The sequence below is a fragment of the Pseudomonas sp. NY15372 genome, assembly GCF_048068215.1.
Classification (GTDB): domain Bacteria; phylum Pseudomonadota; class Gammaproteobacteria; order Pseudomonadales; family Pseudomonadaceae; genus Aquipseudomonas; species Aquipseudomonas guariconensis_A.
Window position 1 is genome coordinate 17,019 of the sequence record NZ_JBLUPY010000036.1, and the last position, 14,698, is coordinate 31,716.

11 protein-coding genes are annotated in these 14,698 nt (G+C 64.4%); all 11 read left to right on the forward strand.

Features of this window, described 5'->3' with window-relative positions; genetic code table 11:
• The first annotated feature begins 636 nt into the window (after positions 1-636).
• The 11 genes from ACNFG0_RS19055 to ACNFG0_RS19105 all read left to right on the forward strand — a co-directional run bounded on the left by ACNFG0_RS19055 (position 637) and on the right by ACNFG0_RS19105 (position 14,695).
• Complete coding sequence (locus tag ACNFG0_RS19055) at positions 637-1,698, forward strand: 3-deoxy-7-phosphoheptulonate synthase (RefSeq protein ID WP_416766012.1); 1,062 nt, start codon at positions 637-639, stop codon at positions 1,696-1,698.
• A gap of 102 nt (positions 1,699-1,800) precedes the next feature.
• Positions 1,801-3,744, forward strand: a complete 1,944-nt coding sequence (locus tag ACNFG0_RS19060; RefSeq protein ID WP_416766013.1) for a hypothetical protein — start codon at positions 1,801-1,803, stop codon at positions 3,742-3,744.
• Between the two features lie 103 nt (positions 3,745-3,847).
• On the forward strand, positions 3,848-4,129 hold the full coding sequence (locus ACNFG0_RS19065) for a peptidylprolyl isomerase (protein ID WP_084857752.1): 282 nt from the start codon (positions 3,848-3,850) through the stop codon (positions 4,127-4,129).
• A 127-nt stretch (positions 4,130-4,256) separates the two neighbouring features.
• Positions 4,257-6,098 carry an extracellular solute-binding protein gene (locus ACNFG0_RS19070; protein WP_196146617.1) on the forward strand — a complete coding sequence of 614 codons (1,842 nt, stop codon included), beginning with the start codon at positions 4,257-4,259 and terminating at the stop codon, positions 6,096-6,098.
• Positions 6,095-7,153: a microcin C ABC transporter permease YejB gene (locus ACNFG0_RS19075; RefSeq protein WP_416766015.1), complete on the forward strand. Its 1,059-nt coding sequence runs from the start codon at positions 6,095-6,097 to the stop codon at positions 7,151-7,153. The genes ACNFG0_RS19070 and ACNFG0_RS19075 overlap by 4 nt, the downstream gene beginning before the upstream one ends.
• Positions 7,153-8,169 carry an ABC transporter permease gene (locus tag ACNFG0_RS19080; protein WP_196146615.1) on the forward strand — a complete coding sequence of 339 codons (1,017 nt, stop codon included), beginning with the start codon at positions 7,153-7,155 and terminating at the stop codon, positions 8,167-8,169. The genes ACNFG0_RS19075 and ACNFG0_RS19080 overlap by 1 nt, the downstream gene beginning before the upstream one ends.
• A 66-nt stretch (positions 8,170-8,235) precedes the next feature.
• A complete protein-coding gene (locus ACNFG0_RS19085; RefSeq protein ID WP_416766017.1) occupies positions 8,236-9,633 on the forward strand; it encodes a sigma-54 interaction domain-containing protein in 1,398 nt (465 codons plus the stop codon).
• 259 nt (positions 9,634-9,892) lie between these two features.
• Positions 9,893-11,284, forward strand: a complete 1,392-nt coding sequence (locus ACNFG0_RS19090; RefSeq protein WP_196146613.1) for a GntP family permease — start codon at positions 9,893-9,895, stop codon at positions 11,282-11,284.
• 10 nt (positions 11,285-11,294) lie between these two features.
• A complete protein-coding gene (gene hbdH / locus ACNFG0_RS19095; protein ID WP_196156231.1) occupies positions 11,295-12,065 on the forward strand; it encodes a 3-hydroxybutyrate dehydrogenase in 771 nt (256 codons plus the stop codon).
• Positions 12,066-12,122: 57 nt separating this feature from the next.
• Positions 12,123-12,602: a serine protease inhibitor ecotin gene (gene eco / locus ACNFG0_RS19100; protein WP_196146611.1), complete on the forward strand. Its 480-nt coding sequence runs from the start codon at positions 12,123-12,125 to the stop codon at positions 12,600-12,602.
• Positions 12,603-12,739: 137 nt separating this feature from the next.
• Positions 12,740-14,695, forward strand: coding sequence for an acetoacetate--CoA ligase (locus ACNFG0_RS19105; protein WP_416766020.1), 1,956 nt, complete (start codon positions 12,740-12,742; stop codon positions 14,693-14,695).
• Positions 14,696-14,698 lie beyond the last annotated feature (3 nt).

Below are 14,698 nucleotides of genomic sequence, written 5' to 3' on the forward strand. Positions count from 1 at the left end.
GCGGCGCAAGGCCGCTCCTACAAGGTCGCCGCGATTGCTGTAGGCGCGGCCTTGCGCCGCGAACAGGCCGCAGAGCAGCCCCGAAGACCGCTCAAAAATGATCGACGCCATAGCATTTATCCATTGAATGCCACGGCAAAGGTGCAGTAAGCTCGGGCTCATTCACTGGAGAGCAACATGACCCACAGCATCCGCAACCACGCCAACCACACCGGTCGCACCGCGCGCCCTGTGTCGGCCGTTGCCCGCTGCCAGTCCGTTGCCAGCTTTTATTTTGGGTATTGGTTTAGCCACTAGGCGCCGCTGATACCCACACGGCGCCCACCTTCGAGGGGCCGCCGAATACGAGAATACTCAAACCCCCGGTCGGCTCCCCGCCCCGGGGGTTTTGCGTTTCCAGGCTTTTGAAAAACACCGATTCACCTTGAGGACAGATTCATGAACTACATCACTTATCACTACGCAGACACCTACACCTGGCGATTTAGCCAATCCCGTTCGGGCCAGCCTGCCGCCTCCGTTCGGTCGACCTTGGGTGGCAACGCCGTACGCAGTACCTCACCGAATATCTGTCGAACACCTCGATAGGGCCGACCGCGCGGGCTTGAACCCGCCGTCCGCCCAGGGAAATACGCCATGCAATCGTCGAACCTCGCCCTGCCCCTGACCCAGCCCCAGGCTGCCAACACCGCCGTCAGCCAACGCTTGCCAAGCCCGCATCTGCTCAAGCAGCAAATGCCACCGAGCAGTGCCCTCGCCCAGCAAGTCCAGCACCATCGCCAGGCCATACGCGCCATCCTCGAAGGCCTCGACCCACGCCTGCTGGTGGTGGTCGGCCCATGCTCGCTCCACGACCCGCGCTCGGCGCTCGAATACGCAGACCGCCTGGCCGCCCTAAGCCGCGAAGTGGATGACAAGCTGCTGCTGGTGATGCGCGCCTATGTCGAAAAACCGCGCACCACGGTGGGCTGGAAAGGCCTGGCCTACGACCCGCATCTGGACGGCAGCGACGACATGCACGGTGGTATCGCCCTGTCCCGCGGGCTGATGCTGGGCATGATCGAGCGTGGCCTGCCGGTCGCCACCGAGCTGCTGCAACCGATGGCCGCCGGCTACTTCGACGACCTGCTGGGCTGGGCCGCCATCGGCGCACGCACCACCGAATCGCAGATCCATCGCGAGATGGTCAGTGGCCTGGAGCTCCCAGTGGGCTTCAAGAACGGCACCGACGGTGGCGTCGGCATCGCCTGCGATGCCATGCGCAGCGCCGCCCACCCGCATCGTCACTTCGGCATGGACACCCAAGGCTACCCGGCGATCATCGAGACCCTCGGCAACGCCGATACCCACCTGGTTCTGCGCGGCGGTCACCAAGGCCCCAACTACGACGCCGCCAGCATCGCCCAAGCCCGCCAGGGGCTAGGCAAGGCCGGCTTGACCGCGCGCATCATGGTCGACTGCAGCCACGCCAACAGCGGCAAGGACCCGGCCCGTCAACCTGCGGTGTTCGAGGATGTGCTGGAGCAGCGCCTGCAAGGCGACCGCTCGATCATCGGCATGATGCTCGAAGGCCACCTGTTCGACGGCTGCCAGGCACTGGGCAAGGGCCCGTTGAAATACGGGGTATCGATCACCGATGGCTGCCTGGGCTGGGACTCGACCGAGGCTCTGTTGCGACGCGCGGCCGAGCGTTTGTGAACGCTTCGGCACCCACTGGGACGTCTGCCAGCTGGCAGATCCACCAGGCGACGTATCCAATGACTGACCCTACCGTTGGCGCAAACCAACGGAGGGTCAGCCATGAAGCTACCAGCAGTACCCATTCGCATGCTTGCCATGCTTTCGATCCTGTCCACCCCACTGGCGCTGGCATCGCCGAGCACCAGCGGCGTCAGCGGAACCATCGCCAGTGATTCCCTACCACCGATCCCATCCAGGCCCGTGCTGGGCCAGCAACGGGTGCTGTTGGTCGTCGGCCGATGGGCCGATGGCTCCACCACCGACCCGAAGGTGCAATGGAACCAGGTGTTCGGTGCCGATTCGCAGTCCCTGCGCAGCTGGACGCTTGCCAGTTCCATGGGCAGGGCAACGCTCGATCCTGTGCAGACACCCGACGGCAACCAGATGCTCATCGCCGACTTCGGCGAACGTCCGACAGGCAACTGTGGCTCTTCGGACATGCACGCACGCGCCCGTGAAGCCGCCGCAAAGGTCAACATCAACCGGGAAGACTATGATTACCTGTTCGTGGCGGTGAAGTGCCAGGGCGGCGCGCTAGCCGCCGTGCCGGGACACACGATCACGTTGTTCGGCCAAGGTGCCAATGCGCACGTATGGCGACACGAATACGGGCATAACCTTGGTACCAGCCACCCTGGCATGTACATCAACTGCCCAGTGGCGGACGGTAGCCTCCAAGCCCCCGAAGGTTGCGCGACCCGAGCCACCAACGACCCAGGCGACCCGACAGGTGGCGGCAGCACGCACTATCCCGGCATTACCCGTGCATTCGCAGGCTGGCTCGATCACACCGAACACGGGTTGTTCACAACCACTGGCCTCTACAGCCTCACTGATCTGGGCGCGCCCGGCCCCCAGCTGTACCTGTTCCAGAGCCCACAAGACAATCGTTACCTGTCGTTCGAATACCGCAGGGATGCCGACGTACCTGCCAACGGCGGCATCTGGATCCGCTATTCACATATCGGAGGCAGCGTCAAATCGGTGCTGGTCAACGCCAGCCCGACCGGCAACGACCTGAAGCAGCCTCAGTTGAAGGCAGGCCAGGTGTTCACCGACACCCAGGCGGGCCTGAAAGTGAAGGTCTGTTCGGCCAACCAGAATGCGACCCTCGCCGTAGCCCTGGGTGATGACCCTCTACCCGCCTGCGATGGCGTGGCAGTAGCCAACCTGAAAACTCCGACCCACAATGGCACCGCGACGCAATACCCGATGTTTACCGGCACGGGTATCCCAGGCGCGCAGGTTAGGGTAGCGCAAAGCTCCAACCCGCAAAACATCCTGGCGACGACTCACGTCGATGCGCGTGGCGAGTGGCGCGTCCTAGCCGAAAAAGAGCTGCCGGTAGGCCGCTACTCGGTGTCGACGATGCAGTTCGTCGATGGCAAGCGCTCCAGCTGGGGCGCCAATATCCGCTTCGTCGTCGAACAGGCCAAGCTGACCCAGCCGGTCATCGAAACGCCGGTTGCCAACCTGCTCACCGGGCAACACCCGATCGTTTCCGGCAATGCCATCCCTGGCGCTACCGTACGGATCGTGCGCAGCCACGCGCCTGGTCACGTGCTGGGCGAGGTACGAGCCGACGGGCATGGACATTGGTCGCTGTTATTGTCCAAACCGCTTCCTGAGGGCGCGTATTCGGTAGCGGCACGCCAGTGGTTCAATGGTCAATGGTCGTCCTGGTCCTTGGATCGCGCCTTCCAGGTCACCACCGAAGTGGCCCCACCGGTGATCGAGGAGCCCGCTGTCGGCGCCCTGGTCACCACAAGCCCCCTGATTTCTGGCACGGCGCTGCCTGGAGCCAGGATCGCGGTGCATCGCTCCCATAATCCAGGCACCTCCTTGGGCTTCACCCAAGCTGATGGCCATGGCAATTGGTCAATCCGACTGAAGGGCCCATTGCCCATCGGTAACTTCTCGATCTCCACCCGCCAGACAGCCATGAGCAAAGTCTCATCGTGGTCAGCCAACCGCGCCTTCAAGGTCGTGGAAACCGACCACTGATCCTGGCTCTGACAACGCCTGGTGCACGAGTGGTGCGCGAGTGGTGCGCGCCACCACCGAAGTGCGCTAGGCTTGCCTTTTTCACCCAAGGAGTACCCTTCCCATGGCACGTGCCACTGCCCGCCACATCCTGGTCAGCACCGAAGAGAAGTGCAACGAGCTCAAAGCACAGATCGAAGCCGGTGCCGACTTCGCCGAAGTCGCCAAGGCCAACTCCACCTGCCCATCCAGCCGTCAGGGCGGCGACCTGGGCTCGTTCGGCCCGGGCCAGATGGTCAAGGAGTTCGACACCGTCGTGTTCAGCGCCCCGGTCAACACCGTGCAAGGCCCGGTCAAGACCCAGTTCGGCTACCACCTGTTGGAAGTGACCAGCCGCCAGGACTGAGCCTGACTTGGCCCTGTCCGCCCGCCTCCCCCCTGTGGGAGCGGGCTTGCCCCGCGATTGCGCCAGCAGGGGCGACACTGTTGCCGCCTCTGCCGCTATCGCGGGGCAAGCCCGTTCCCACCGGGGCATGCGTCGCTCGATAGCCTGGTGCATCGTCTGGTTCCTCGGCCTGCCCTCGACCAGCCACGCCGCGCCCACCCACGCCCTCACCGTCTATGGTGAAGCCCCGCGCTACCCCGCCTCCTTCCGCCATTTCGACTACGTCAACCCCGACGCCCCCAAGGGCGGTACCCTGCGGCGCTCGGCCCTGGAGATTGGCCAGTTCGACCATATCCTGCCGTATATCGACAAGGGCATCGGCGTCAGCGAAGTCGATGGCTGGCTCTACGCCCCGCTGGCGGTGCGCTCGTTCGACGAGCCCTATACCGTCTATGGCCTGGTCGCCCGACGCATGGAGCGCGGCCCCGACGATGCCTGGTTGCGCGTCGAGATCGCCCCCAAGGCCACCTTCGCCGATGGCAAGCCGGTACGCGCCGAAGACGTGCGCTTTACCTTCGAGCTGTTGATGAGCAAGGGCAGCCTGCGCTATCGCACCCAGTTCGCCGACGTCGCCGCCGTGGTGGTTGAAGGCCCACGCACGGTGCGCTTCGACTTCAGGCAACCCCACGGCCGCACCCTGCCCCTGGACCTGGCCAGCCTGCCGGTACTACCCGAACATGACTGGCAGCGGCGCGACTTCGCCAATGGCGCAGGCTTCGACACACCGGTGGGCAGTGGCCCCTATCGCATCGCGCGGATCGACAACGGTCGCAGCATCACCTTCGAGCGCGACCCGACCTGGTGGGCCCGGGACCTGCCTGCCAGCCGCGGCCGCTACAATTTCGCGCGCATCCGCATCGAATACTTCGGCGACACCGAGGTGGCCCGTCAGGTGCTGCGTGGCGGTGGCTATGACTACAACCGTGAATTCTCCGCCACTGCATTCACGCTCGGCTACAACGGCGACGCCCTGGATGACGGCCGCCTGCAACGGGCGCACCTGGGCCCGGCCAAGCCCCAGACCGCCCAGGGCTTCGTATTCAACCTGGAGCGGCCAGTGTTCCACGACCGCCGCGTGCGCCAGGCCCTGGCCATGCTTTGGGACTTCGAATGGAGCAACCGGCAGATGATGCGCAACCTGTACATCCGCCAGCAGAGCGTGTTTTCCAATACCCCGCTGGCAGCGCGCCAGTTGCCTGATGCCGCCGAGCTTAAGCTGCTCGAGCCGCTGCGCGGCCAGGTGCCGGACGAAGTCTTCACCCAGGTCTACCAGGCGCCGGTGACCGATGGTTCGGGCATCATCCGTCCCCAGCAGTTGCAGGCCCTGGCCCTGCTGCAAGCGGCCGGCTGGCATCCACAGGACGACCGCCTGGTGAATGCCGCGGGCGAACCTCTGAGTTTTACCTTCCTCAATGGCCAGGCGGGCCTGGAGCGCCTGCTGCTGCCGTGGAAGCGCAACCTGGCGCAAATCGGCATTACCCTGAACATCCGCAACGTCGACTCGGCCCAGTACGTCAACCGCCTGATGGCGCGCGACTACGACATGATCGTCACCGGCTACCCGGTGACCCTCTCGCCTGGCGCCGAGCTGTACAACTACTTCGGCTCGGCCGCCGCCAAGGACCCTGGCTCGAACAACCTCATGGTGCTGCGCGACCCGGCCGTGGACACCTTGCTCGATGGGCTGGTACGCGCCGAAACCCAGGCCGACATGCTGCACCACGCCCATGCCCTGGACCGAGTGCTGCAGTGGAACTACTACTGGATCCCCAATTACTACCCACCGGGCAGCTCCACGGTCTGGTGGAACCGCTTCGGCTTGCCCAAGGTGCAAGCTGCCTACGACGAGGGTCTGGACACCTGGTGGGAAATCAGCCCGACACCGCTGACCAATGAGCAGATGGCCGAGCGCCTGAAGGCCACCCCATGACGGCATACATCCTGCGCCGCTTGCTGCTGATCATCCCCACCTTGCTGGCGATCCTGCTGGTCAACTTCGCCATCGTCCAGGCGGCCCCGGGCGGGCCGGTAGAACAAGCCGTGGCGCGCTTGCAGGGCCTCGGTGGTGGCGCGCCGGGTGCGCGGGCCGAAACGGTGCATGGCGAGTCCCGCGCGAGCCGGGGGTTGGACCCCAAGTTGATCGAGGAAATCAAGCGCCAGTATGGCTTCGACAAGTCTGCCCCTGAGCGCCTGTGGTTGATGCTCGGCCAATATGCCCGCCTGGACTTCGGCCAGAGCTTCTTTCGTGGCGCGAAGGTCACCGACCTGATCCTGGAAAAACTCCCGGTGACCCTGTCGCTGGGCTTCTGGGCCACGCTGATCACTTACCTGGTGTCGATCCCCCTAGGCATCCGCAAGGCCGTGCGCCATGGCAGCCGCTTCGATGCCTGGAGCAGCGCCCTGATCGTCGTCGGCTACGCCCTGCCGTCGTTCCTGTTCGCCCTGCTGTTAATCGTGCTGTTCGCCGGGGGCACTTCGCTGAACTGGTTCCCGGTGCGCGGCCTGGTCTCGGAGGACTTCGACCAGCTCAGCGTGCTGGGCAAGGTGACCGACTATTTCTGGCACCTGGTACTGCCGGTCGGCGCCCTGGTGATCGGCGGCTTCGCCACCCTGACGCTGCTGACCAAGAACGCCTTCCTCGACGAGATATCCCGCCAGTATGTGGTCACCGCCCGTGCCAAGGGCCTGAGCGAACGTCGGGTGCTCTACGGTCATGTGCTGCGCAATGCCATGCTGTTGGTCCTGGCCGGGCTGCCCCAGGCACTGATCACGGTATTCTTCGCAGGCTCGCTGCTGATCGAGGTGATCTTCTCCCTCGACGGCCTGGGGCGCATGAGCTATGAAGCGGCCGTGTCGCGGGACTACCCGGTGGTGTTCGGCACCCTGTTCATCTTTACCCTGGCCGGCTTGTTGATCCGCCTGATCGGCGACCTCGGCTACACCCTGCTCGACCCACGCATCGATTTCGACGCGAGGGCACACTGATGCTCTCCCCGGTCGCTCGACGTCGCTTGCAGTGTTTCCGGCGCAACCGCCTGGGTTGGGTCTCGCTGTGGCTGTTCACCGGCATTGTGCTGCTGAGCCTGGGCGCGGAGCTGGTGGCCAACGACAAGCCGCTGCTGCTCTCGTACAAAGGCGAGCTGTATACCCCGGCACTCAAGCGCTACACCGAGCAGCAGTTCGGCGGCCAACTGCCCTTCCAGCCGGACTACCGCAGCGCCTATGTCCGCCAGTTGATCGAAGGCCAGGGTGGCTGGATGCTGTTCGCGCCGATTCCGTTCAGCGCCGACACGCCCAACTACGACCTGCAGGTGCCCACGCCCAGCCCACCGAGCGCCCACAATTGGCTGGGCACCGACGACCAGGGTCGCGATGTACTGGCGCGGGTGTTGTATGGCACGCGGGTGTCGCTGCTGTTCGCCTTCGCCTTGACCGTGGTCAGCGTGTTGATCGGCGTAACTGCCGGAGCCCTGCAGGGCTACCACGGCGGTTGGGTGGACCTGCTCGGCCAGCGTTTGCTGGAAGTCTGGTCGGGGCTACCGGTGCTTTACCTGCTGATCATCCTCAGTGGTTTCGTCGAGCCGGATTTCTGGTGGTTGCTGGGGATCATGGCACTGTTTTCCTGGTTGACCCTGGTGGATGTGGTGCGGGCCGAGTTTCTCCGTGGGCGCAACCTGGAGTACGTGAAAGCTGCGCGGGCCCTGGGGTTGTCGGATGGGCAGGTGATGCTGCGGCACATCCTGCCCAACGCCATGAATGCCACCCTGACCTATGTGCCCTTCATGCTCACCGGGGCCATCACCACCCTGACAGCCCTGGACTTCCTCGGTTTCGGCATGCCGGCAGGCAGTGCCTCCCTGGGCGAGTTGGTGACCCAGGGCAAGCAGCACCTTGAGGCCCCTTGGCTGGGGTTCACGGCGTTCTTTGCCCTGGCGCTGATTCTTTCGCTGCTGGTGTTCATCGGCGATGCGTTGCGCGAGGCGTTCGACCCGCGGGCATAGCCTGCTCTCACAAAGGCAGCGCTTATAGCCATAATCCCTGCCACCGCATTCCAAAGGCCCGGCCCCATGCAAGAAAGCGACAGCCTCAAGGACTACCCCAAGGTTCGCCAACTGGCGATCCGCTCGCTGTTCGAGATCATCGAGCAATCCAGCGAAGGCACGGTGATCGTCGATCGCCAGGCGCGCATCGTCTGGATGAACGAGCGCTATGCCCGGCGCTTTGGCCTGGCCGATGCGGCCAGTGCCATCGGCCAGCCCTGCGAGGCGGTGATCCCAGGTAGCCTGATGCGCGATGTGGTCACCAACGGGCGGCCGATCCTGCTGGACATGCTCGACACGCCCAACGAGCCGTTGGTGGTAATGCGCCTGCCGATCCACGATGAGCGCGGCGAGCTGATCGGGGCCATCGGTTTTGCCCTGTTCGATGAATTGCGCAGCCTCTCGCCTTTGCTCAAGCGCTATTCGAACATGCAGCAGGAGCTGGCTTCGACACGTTCGCAGCTAAAGGCACGCCAGGCCAAGTACAGCTTCGCCCAATTCGTCGGCACCAGTGCCGCTAGCCTGGAGACCAAGCGCCGCGCCCGCCGTGGCGCGGGCAGCGACTCGCCGGTATTGCTGCTGGGCGAGACCGGCACCGGCAAGGAACTGCTGGCCCACGCCATCCATGCCGCCTCGCCACGGGCGCACAAAGCCTTCGTCAGCATCAACAGCGCCGCCATTCCAGAGACGCTGCTGGAGGCCGAATTCTTCGGTACCGCGCCGGGCGCGTTCACCGGCGCCGATCGCAAGGGGCGCAGCGGCAAGTTGCAACTGGCTGAAGGAGGCACCCTGTTCCTCGATGAGATCGGCGACATGCCGCTGGCCCTGCAAAGCAAATTGCTGCGGGTATTGCAGGAAAAGGAGTATGAGCCGGTCGGCTCCAACCAGATGCTGCGCAGCGATGTACGCATCATCGCGGCCACCTCGATCGATCTGCAGGCGGCCATGGCGCGCGGCACCTTCCGTGCCGATCTGTATTACCGACTCAATGTATTGCCGATCCAGGTGCCGGCGCTGCGTGAACGGCTGGAGGATCTGCCGGCGCTGTGCGAGGCGATTCTCGCCGAGCTGGGCAGCCAGTACGAGCTCGAGCCCGACGCCCAGGCGCTGTTGGCACGGCATGCCTGGCCGGGGAATATCCGCGAACTGCGCAATGTGCTGGAGCGGGCGTCCTTGTTGGCCGACCGCTCACGCTTGGGCGTAGAGGACGTGCGCGAAGCACTCGGGCCTTTGAGCCCGGTGGCGTCGACCGGAGCGACTCGCCAGGGGTATCGGGAGGCCTGCGAGGCGTTCGAGCGGACGTTGATTGTCGATGCGCTGGCCGACAGTGCGGGGAACGTGCCGCAGGCCGCGAAAGCGCTGGGGTTGGGGCGGTCGACGTTGTACAAGAAGATGATCGCACTGGGCATTTCGTCCACCACTTGAGACTTGAGTCTACAGTTGTAGACAGCGCGAGGGCTGCGCCCGATCGCGGCACAAGGCCGCTCCTACAGGGAGCTACGCTACTTCAGAACCTCCTTTGTGGGAACGGGCTTGGCCCGGGATGCAGGCACCTCGGTCTCCATGTAGAGACAAAACTGACCTCTTCGCGCATAAAATCCTTATAAATCAATCACTTACAATTTTGGCACGATTCCCGCTATCTCCCTGTCCATCATAAAAACAAAGACCTGGAGACACCCCGATGACCGTGCTCATCGCCCTCGCCGCCTTGGCACTGCTGATGCTCGCCGCCTACCGTGGCTACAGCGTGATCCTCTTCGCCCCCATCGCCGCCCTCGGCGCCGTCCTGCTCACCGACCCCGCCGCCGTGGCGCCCGCCTTCACAGGCGTGTTCATGGAGAAAATGGTCGGCTTCATCAAGCTGTATTTCCCGGTGTTCCTGCTCGGTGCCGTATTCGGCAAGCTCATCGAGCTGTCAGGCTTCTCGCGCTCGATCGTCGCCGCTGCCATCGGCTTGCTCGGCACGCGCCAGGCCATGCTGGTGATCGTACTGGTATGCGCCCTGCTCACCTATGGCGGGGTGTCGCTGTTTGTCGTGGTGTTCGCGGTCTACCCGTTCGCCGCCGAGATGTTCCGCCAGAGCGACATCCCCAAGCGGCTGATCCCGGCCACCATCGCCCTGGGCGCGTTCTCCTTCACCATGGACGCCCTGCCCGGTACGCCGCAGATCCAGAACATCATCCCCAGCACGTTCTTCAACACCACCGCCTGGGCAGCACCCTGGCTCGGGCTGATCGGCACCCTGTTCGTGTTCAGCGCCGGCATGCTCTACCTGCGTCGACAGCGCAACAAGGCCCAGCGCGCGGGCGAAGGCTACGGCAACGACTTGCGTAACGAACCGGAAACCGCAGACGACCTGGCCTTGCCCAACCCATGGCTGGCCCTCTCGCCGCTGGTGCTGGTAGGCGTGATGAACCTGCTATTCACCCACTGGATCCCCCAGTGGTACGGCGCCAGCCATACCTTGCAACTGCCGGGCATGGGCGCGCCGGTACAAAGCGATGTGGCCAAGCTGACCGCCATTTGGGCGGTGCAGGCGGCCTTGCTGGTGGGGATTCTGATGGTGCTGGTATGTGCCTTCGGCGCCATCCGCCAGCGCCTGGCCGAGGGCACCAAGAGCGCAGTCGGCGGCGCCCTGCTGGCGGCCATGAACACCGCTTCGGAGTATGGCTTCGGCGCGGTGATCGCCTCGTTGCCCGGTTTTCTGGTACTGGCCGACGCTTTGCGTGCCATCCCCAACCCGCTGGTCAACGAAGCGATCACCGTCACGCTGCTGGCAGGTATCACCGGCTCGGCATCCGGTGGCATGAGCATTGCGCTTGCGGCCATGAGCGAGAGCTTCATCGCAGCCGCCCATGCCGCCAATATTCCCCTCGACGTGCTGCACCGAGTGGCCGCCATGGCCAGCGGCGGCATGGATACCCTGCCGCACAACGGCGCGGTGATCACCTTGCTGGCCGTCACCGGGCTGACCCATCGCGAAGCCTACAAGGACATTTTCGGTATTACCCTGATCAAGACCCTGGCGGTTTTCGTGGTCATCGCCACGTTCTACGCCACGGGCATCGTCTAAGGAGACTGGCATGACACTCAACGGCAAGACCGCACTGGTCACAGGTTCCACCAGCGGCATCGGCCTGGGGATAGCCCAGGTGTTGGCCGGCGCGGGTGTGAACATCGTGTTGAATGGCTTCGGCGACCCGGCACCGGCGCTCGCCGAGATCGCCCGGTTGGGCGTGCGGGTCATTCATCACCCGGCCGACCTGTCCGATGTAGCCCAGATCGAGGCGCTGTTCGCCCTGGCCGAACGCGAATTCGGGGGCGTTGATATCCTGGTCAATAATGCGGGCATTCAGCACGTGGCGCCGGTGGAGCAGTTTCCCATCGAGACCTGGGACAAGATCATCGCCCTTAACCTTAGCGCCGTGTTCCATGGCACCCGCCTGGCGCTGCCCGGCATGCGCACGCGCAACTGGGGGCGGATCGTCAATATCGCCTCGGTGCATGGCCTGGTGGGCTCCACTGGCAAGGCGGCCTATGTGGCAGCCAAGCATGGCGTGGTGGGGCTGACCAAGGTCGTAGGCTTGGAAACCGCCACCAGTAATGTCACCTGCAACGCCATCTGTCCCGGGTGGGTGCTTACGCCACTGGTGCAGAAACAGATCGACGACCGCGCCGCCTCTGGTGTTGACCCACAGCAGGCGCAACACGATCTGTTGGCCGAAAAGCAGCCTTCCGTGGCCTTTGTAACACCCCAGCACCTCGGAGAGCTGGTATTGTTCCTGTGCAGCGAAGCCGGTAGCCAGGTCCGCGGTGCCGCCTGGAACGTCGATGGCGGTTGGCTGGCCCAGTGAGGGCCTGCCGGGATCTGGCGCGACTTCCCGTTTGTCTTTAATTAGCAAGGAGGCCTCATGCGCCCATTCCCATTGACCGCGATCCTTTCCCTGACCCTGGCCTGCGCAGCACCCGCTATAGCTGCCGGGCTCAAGGATGTCGCGCCCTACCCCGAGGCGGAAAAAGGCTTCACGCGGCAGGTCATCCACCTGCCCTCGCAAACCGACGAGTCGGCCCATCAGCTGGAGATCCTTGCCGGCAAGACCCTCACGGTCGACTGCAACAAGCAGCGCCTGAGCGGCAAGCTCGAAGAGCACAATCTCGAAGGCTGGGGCTACAGCTACTACCGCCTGGAGAAAGTCGCCGGGCCCATGAGCACGCTGATGGCCTGCCCGGACGGCAAGAAGGCCGAGGCCTTCGTGCCGGTGGTCGGCGAAGGCTTCATGCTGCGCTACAACAGCAAGCTGCCGGTGGTGGTGTACGTGCCGGAAGGCATCGAAGTGCGCTATCGCGTCTGGTCGGCCTCCGAAGACGTACAAAAGGCTAAAGTGGAGTAAAGGCCACCCCGCAGTGGTTTAGCGACGCCCTCCTGTGGGAACGGGCTTGCCCCGCGATTGCGCCCGGTCAGACGACGACAATCGCGGGGCAAGCACGCTCACACAGGGGGCCTTGAACGGCAATGGGAGGTTTCGGCATGAACGACGTGCTCTGGCGCCCTTCCACGGCGCAGATCCAGGCCAGCCGGATGGACGCCTTCCGCCGCCGGGTCAATCTGCGGTTCAACCTCCAGCTTGACGACTACACCGCCCTGCACCGCTGGAGCGTCGAACAACGCCCTGCCTTCTGGCAGGCCCTTGCCGAATATTTCCAGATCCAGTGGCACACGCCGCCTTCCCAGGTGCTCGACGAAGGCCCGCTCATGCCCGACGCGCACTGGTTCCCCGGTGCCACCCTGAACTACGCCGAACACCTGCTGCAGCGCCGCGATGATCGCCCGGCCGTGATCGCCATACGCGAGGATGGCCAGCGTCAGGCCCTGACCCATGCGCAACTGGCGGCCCATGTCGCCGGCATGCAAAGGGCCCTGCAGGGTATCGGCATCCAGGCGGGCGACCGGGTCGCCTCGGTCATGCCCAACACCTGGGAAACCCTGGTGACCATGCTGGCCTGCGCCAGCCTCGGCGCGATCTGGTCCAGTTCGTCGCCCGAGTTCGGCCTGCATGGCATCATCGATCGTTTCGGCCAGATCACGCCCAAGCTGCTGATCGCCTGCGCAGGTTACCAATACGCCGGCAAGGCCATCGATCAGGTGGAGAAGATCAACCAGGTCACGGCCCAACTGACCGACCTGGAGCACCTGTTGATCGTGCCCTACACCCGTCCGCAGACCCGCGCCGACGAATTCGCCGCACCACGGGTCAGCCTGTGGAATGACTTCTACCAACCGGGCGGTGAGCCGCGCTTCGCACCGCTGCCCTTCGACCATCCTCTGTACATCCTCTATTCCAGCGGCACCACGGGCGTGCCTAAGTGCATCGTCCACCGCACAGGTGGCGTACTGCTGCAGCACATGAAGGAACACGGCCTGCACAACGACCTGAAGGCCAACGACGTCCTGTTCTACTACACCACCTGCGGCTGGATGATGTGGAACTGGCTCGCCAGCGGCCTGGCCGTCGGCGCCACCCTGGTGCTGTACGATGGTTCGCCGTTCCACCCTGGGCCCGAGCGCCTGCTCGACTTGATCGACGCCGAAGGCATCCACGCCTTCGGCACCAGCGCCAAGTACCTGGCGGCCTTGGAGCAGGAAGGCATCGTGCCGAGCGACAGCCATCACCTGGGCAGCCTGCGCCTGATCATGTCCACCGGGTCACCGCTCTCGCCCCATAGCTACGACTACGTCTACCGCAAGATCAAGCCGGACCTGTGCCTGGCCTCGATGTCAGGCGGCACCGATATCGTCTCCTGCTTCGTGCTCGGCAACCCGGTATTGCCGGTACGCCGCGGCCAGATCCAGTGCAAGGGCCTGGGCATGGCCGTGGAAGTCTGGAACGAGGCCGGCCAACCGGTCACGGGCGAAAAAGGCGAACTGGTGTGTACCCGCAACTTCCCCTGCATGCCCGTGGGCTTCTGGAACGATGATGGCAGCCGCTACCACGACGCCTATTTCAGCCAGTACCCCGGCGTCTGGGCACAGGGTGACTACGCCGAGGAGCATGCCGAAGGCGGCCTGGTCATTCACGGCCGCTCCGATGCGGTACTCAACCCCGGCGGGGTACGCATCGGCACAGCCGAGATCTACCGCCAAGTGGAAAAGGTCGAGGAAGTGCTCGAAAGCGTCGCCATCGGCCAGGACTGGCACAACGACGTACGGGTGGTGCTGTTCGTGCGCCTGCGCGAGGGCCTGCAGCTGGACGACGCGCTGCGCCAACGCATCCGCCAGGTGATTCGCCAATACACGACACCTCGCCACGTGCCCGCCGTCATCGCCCAGGTCACGGACATTCCACGCACCATCAGCGGCAAGCTGGTGGAGCTGGCCATCCGCAACGTGGTGCACGGCCTGCCGGTGAAGAACACCGACGCCCTGGCCAACCCTGAAGCACTGGCGCAATTCCGCGACCGCGCGGAGCTGCGCGATCAGGCATAATGG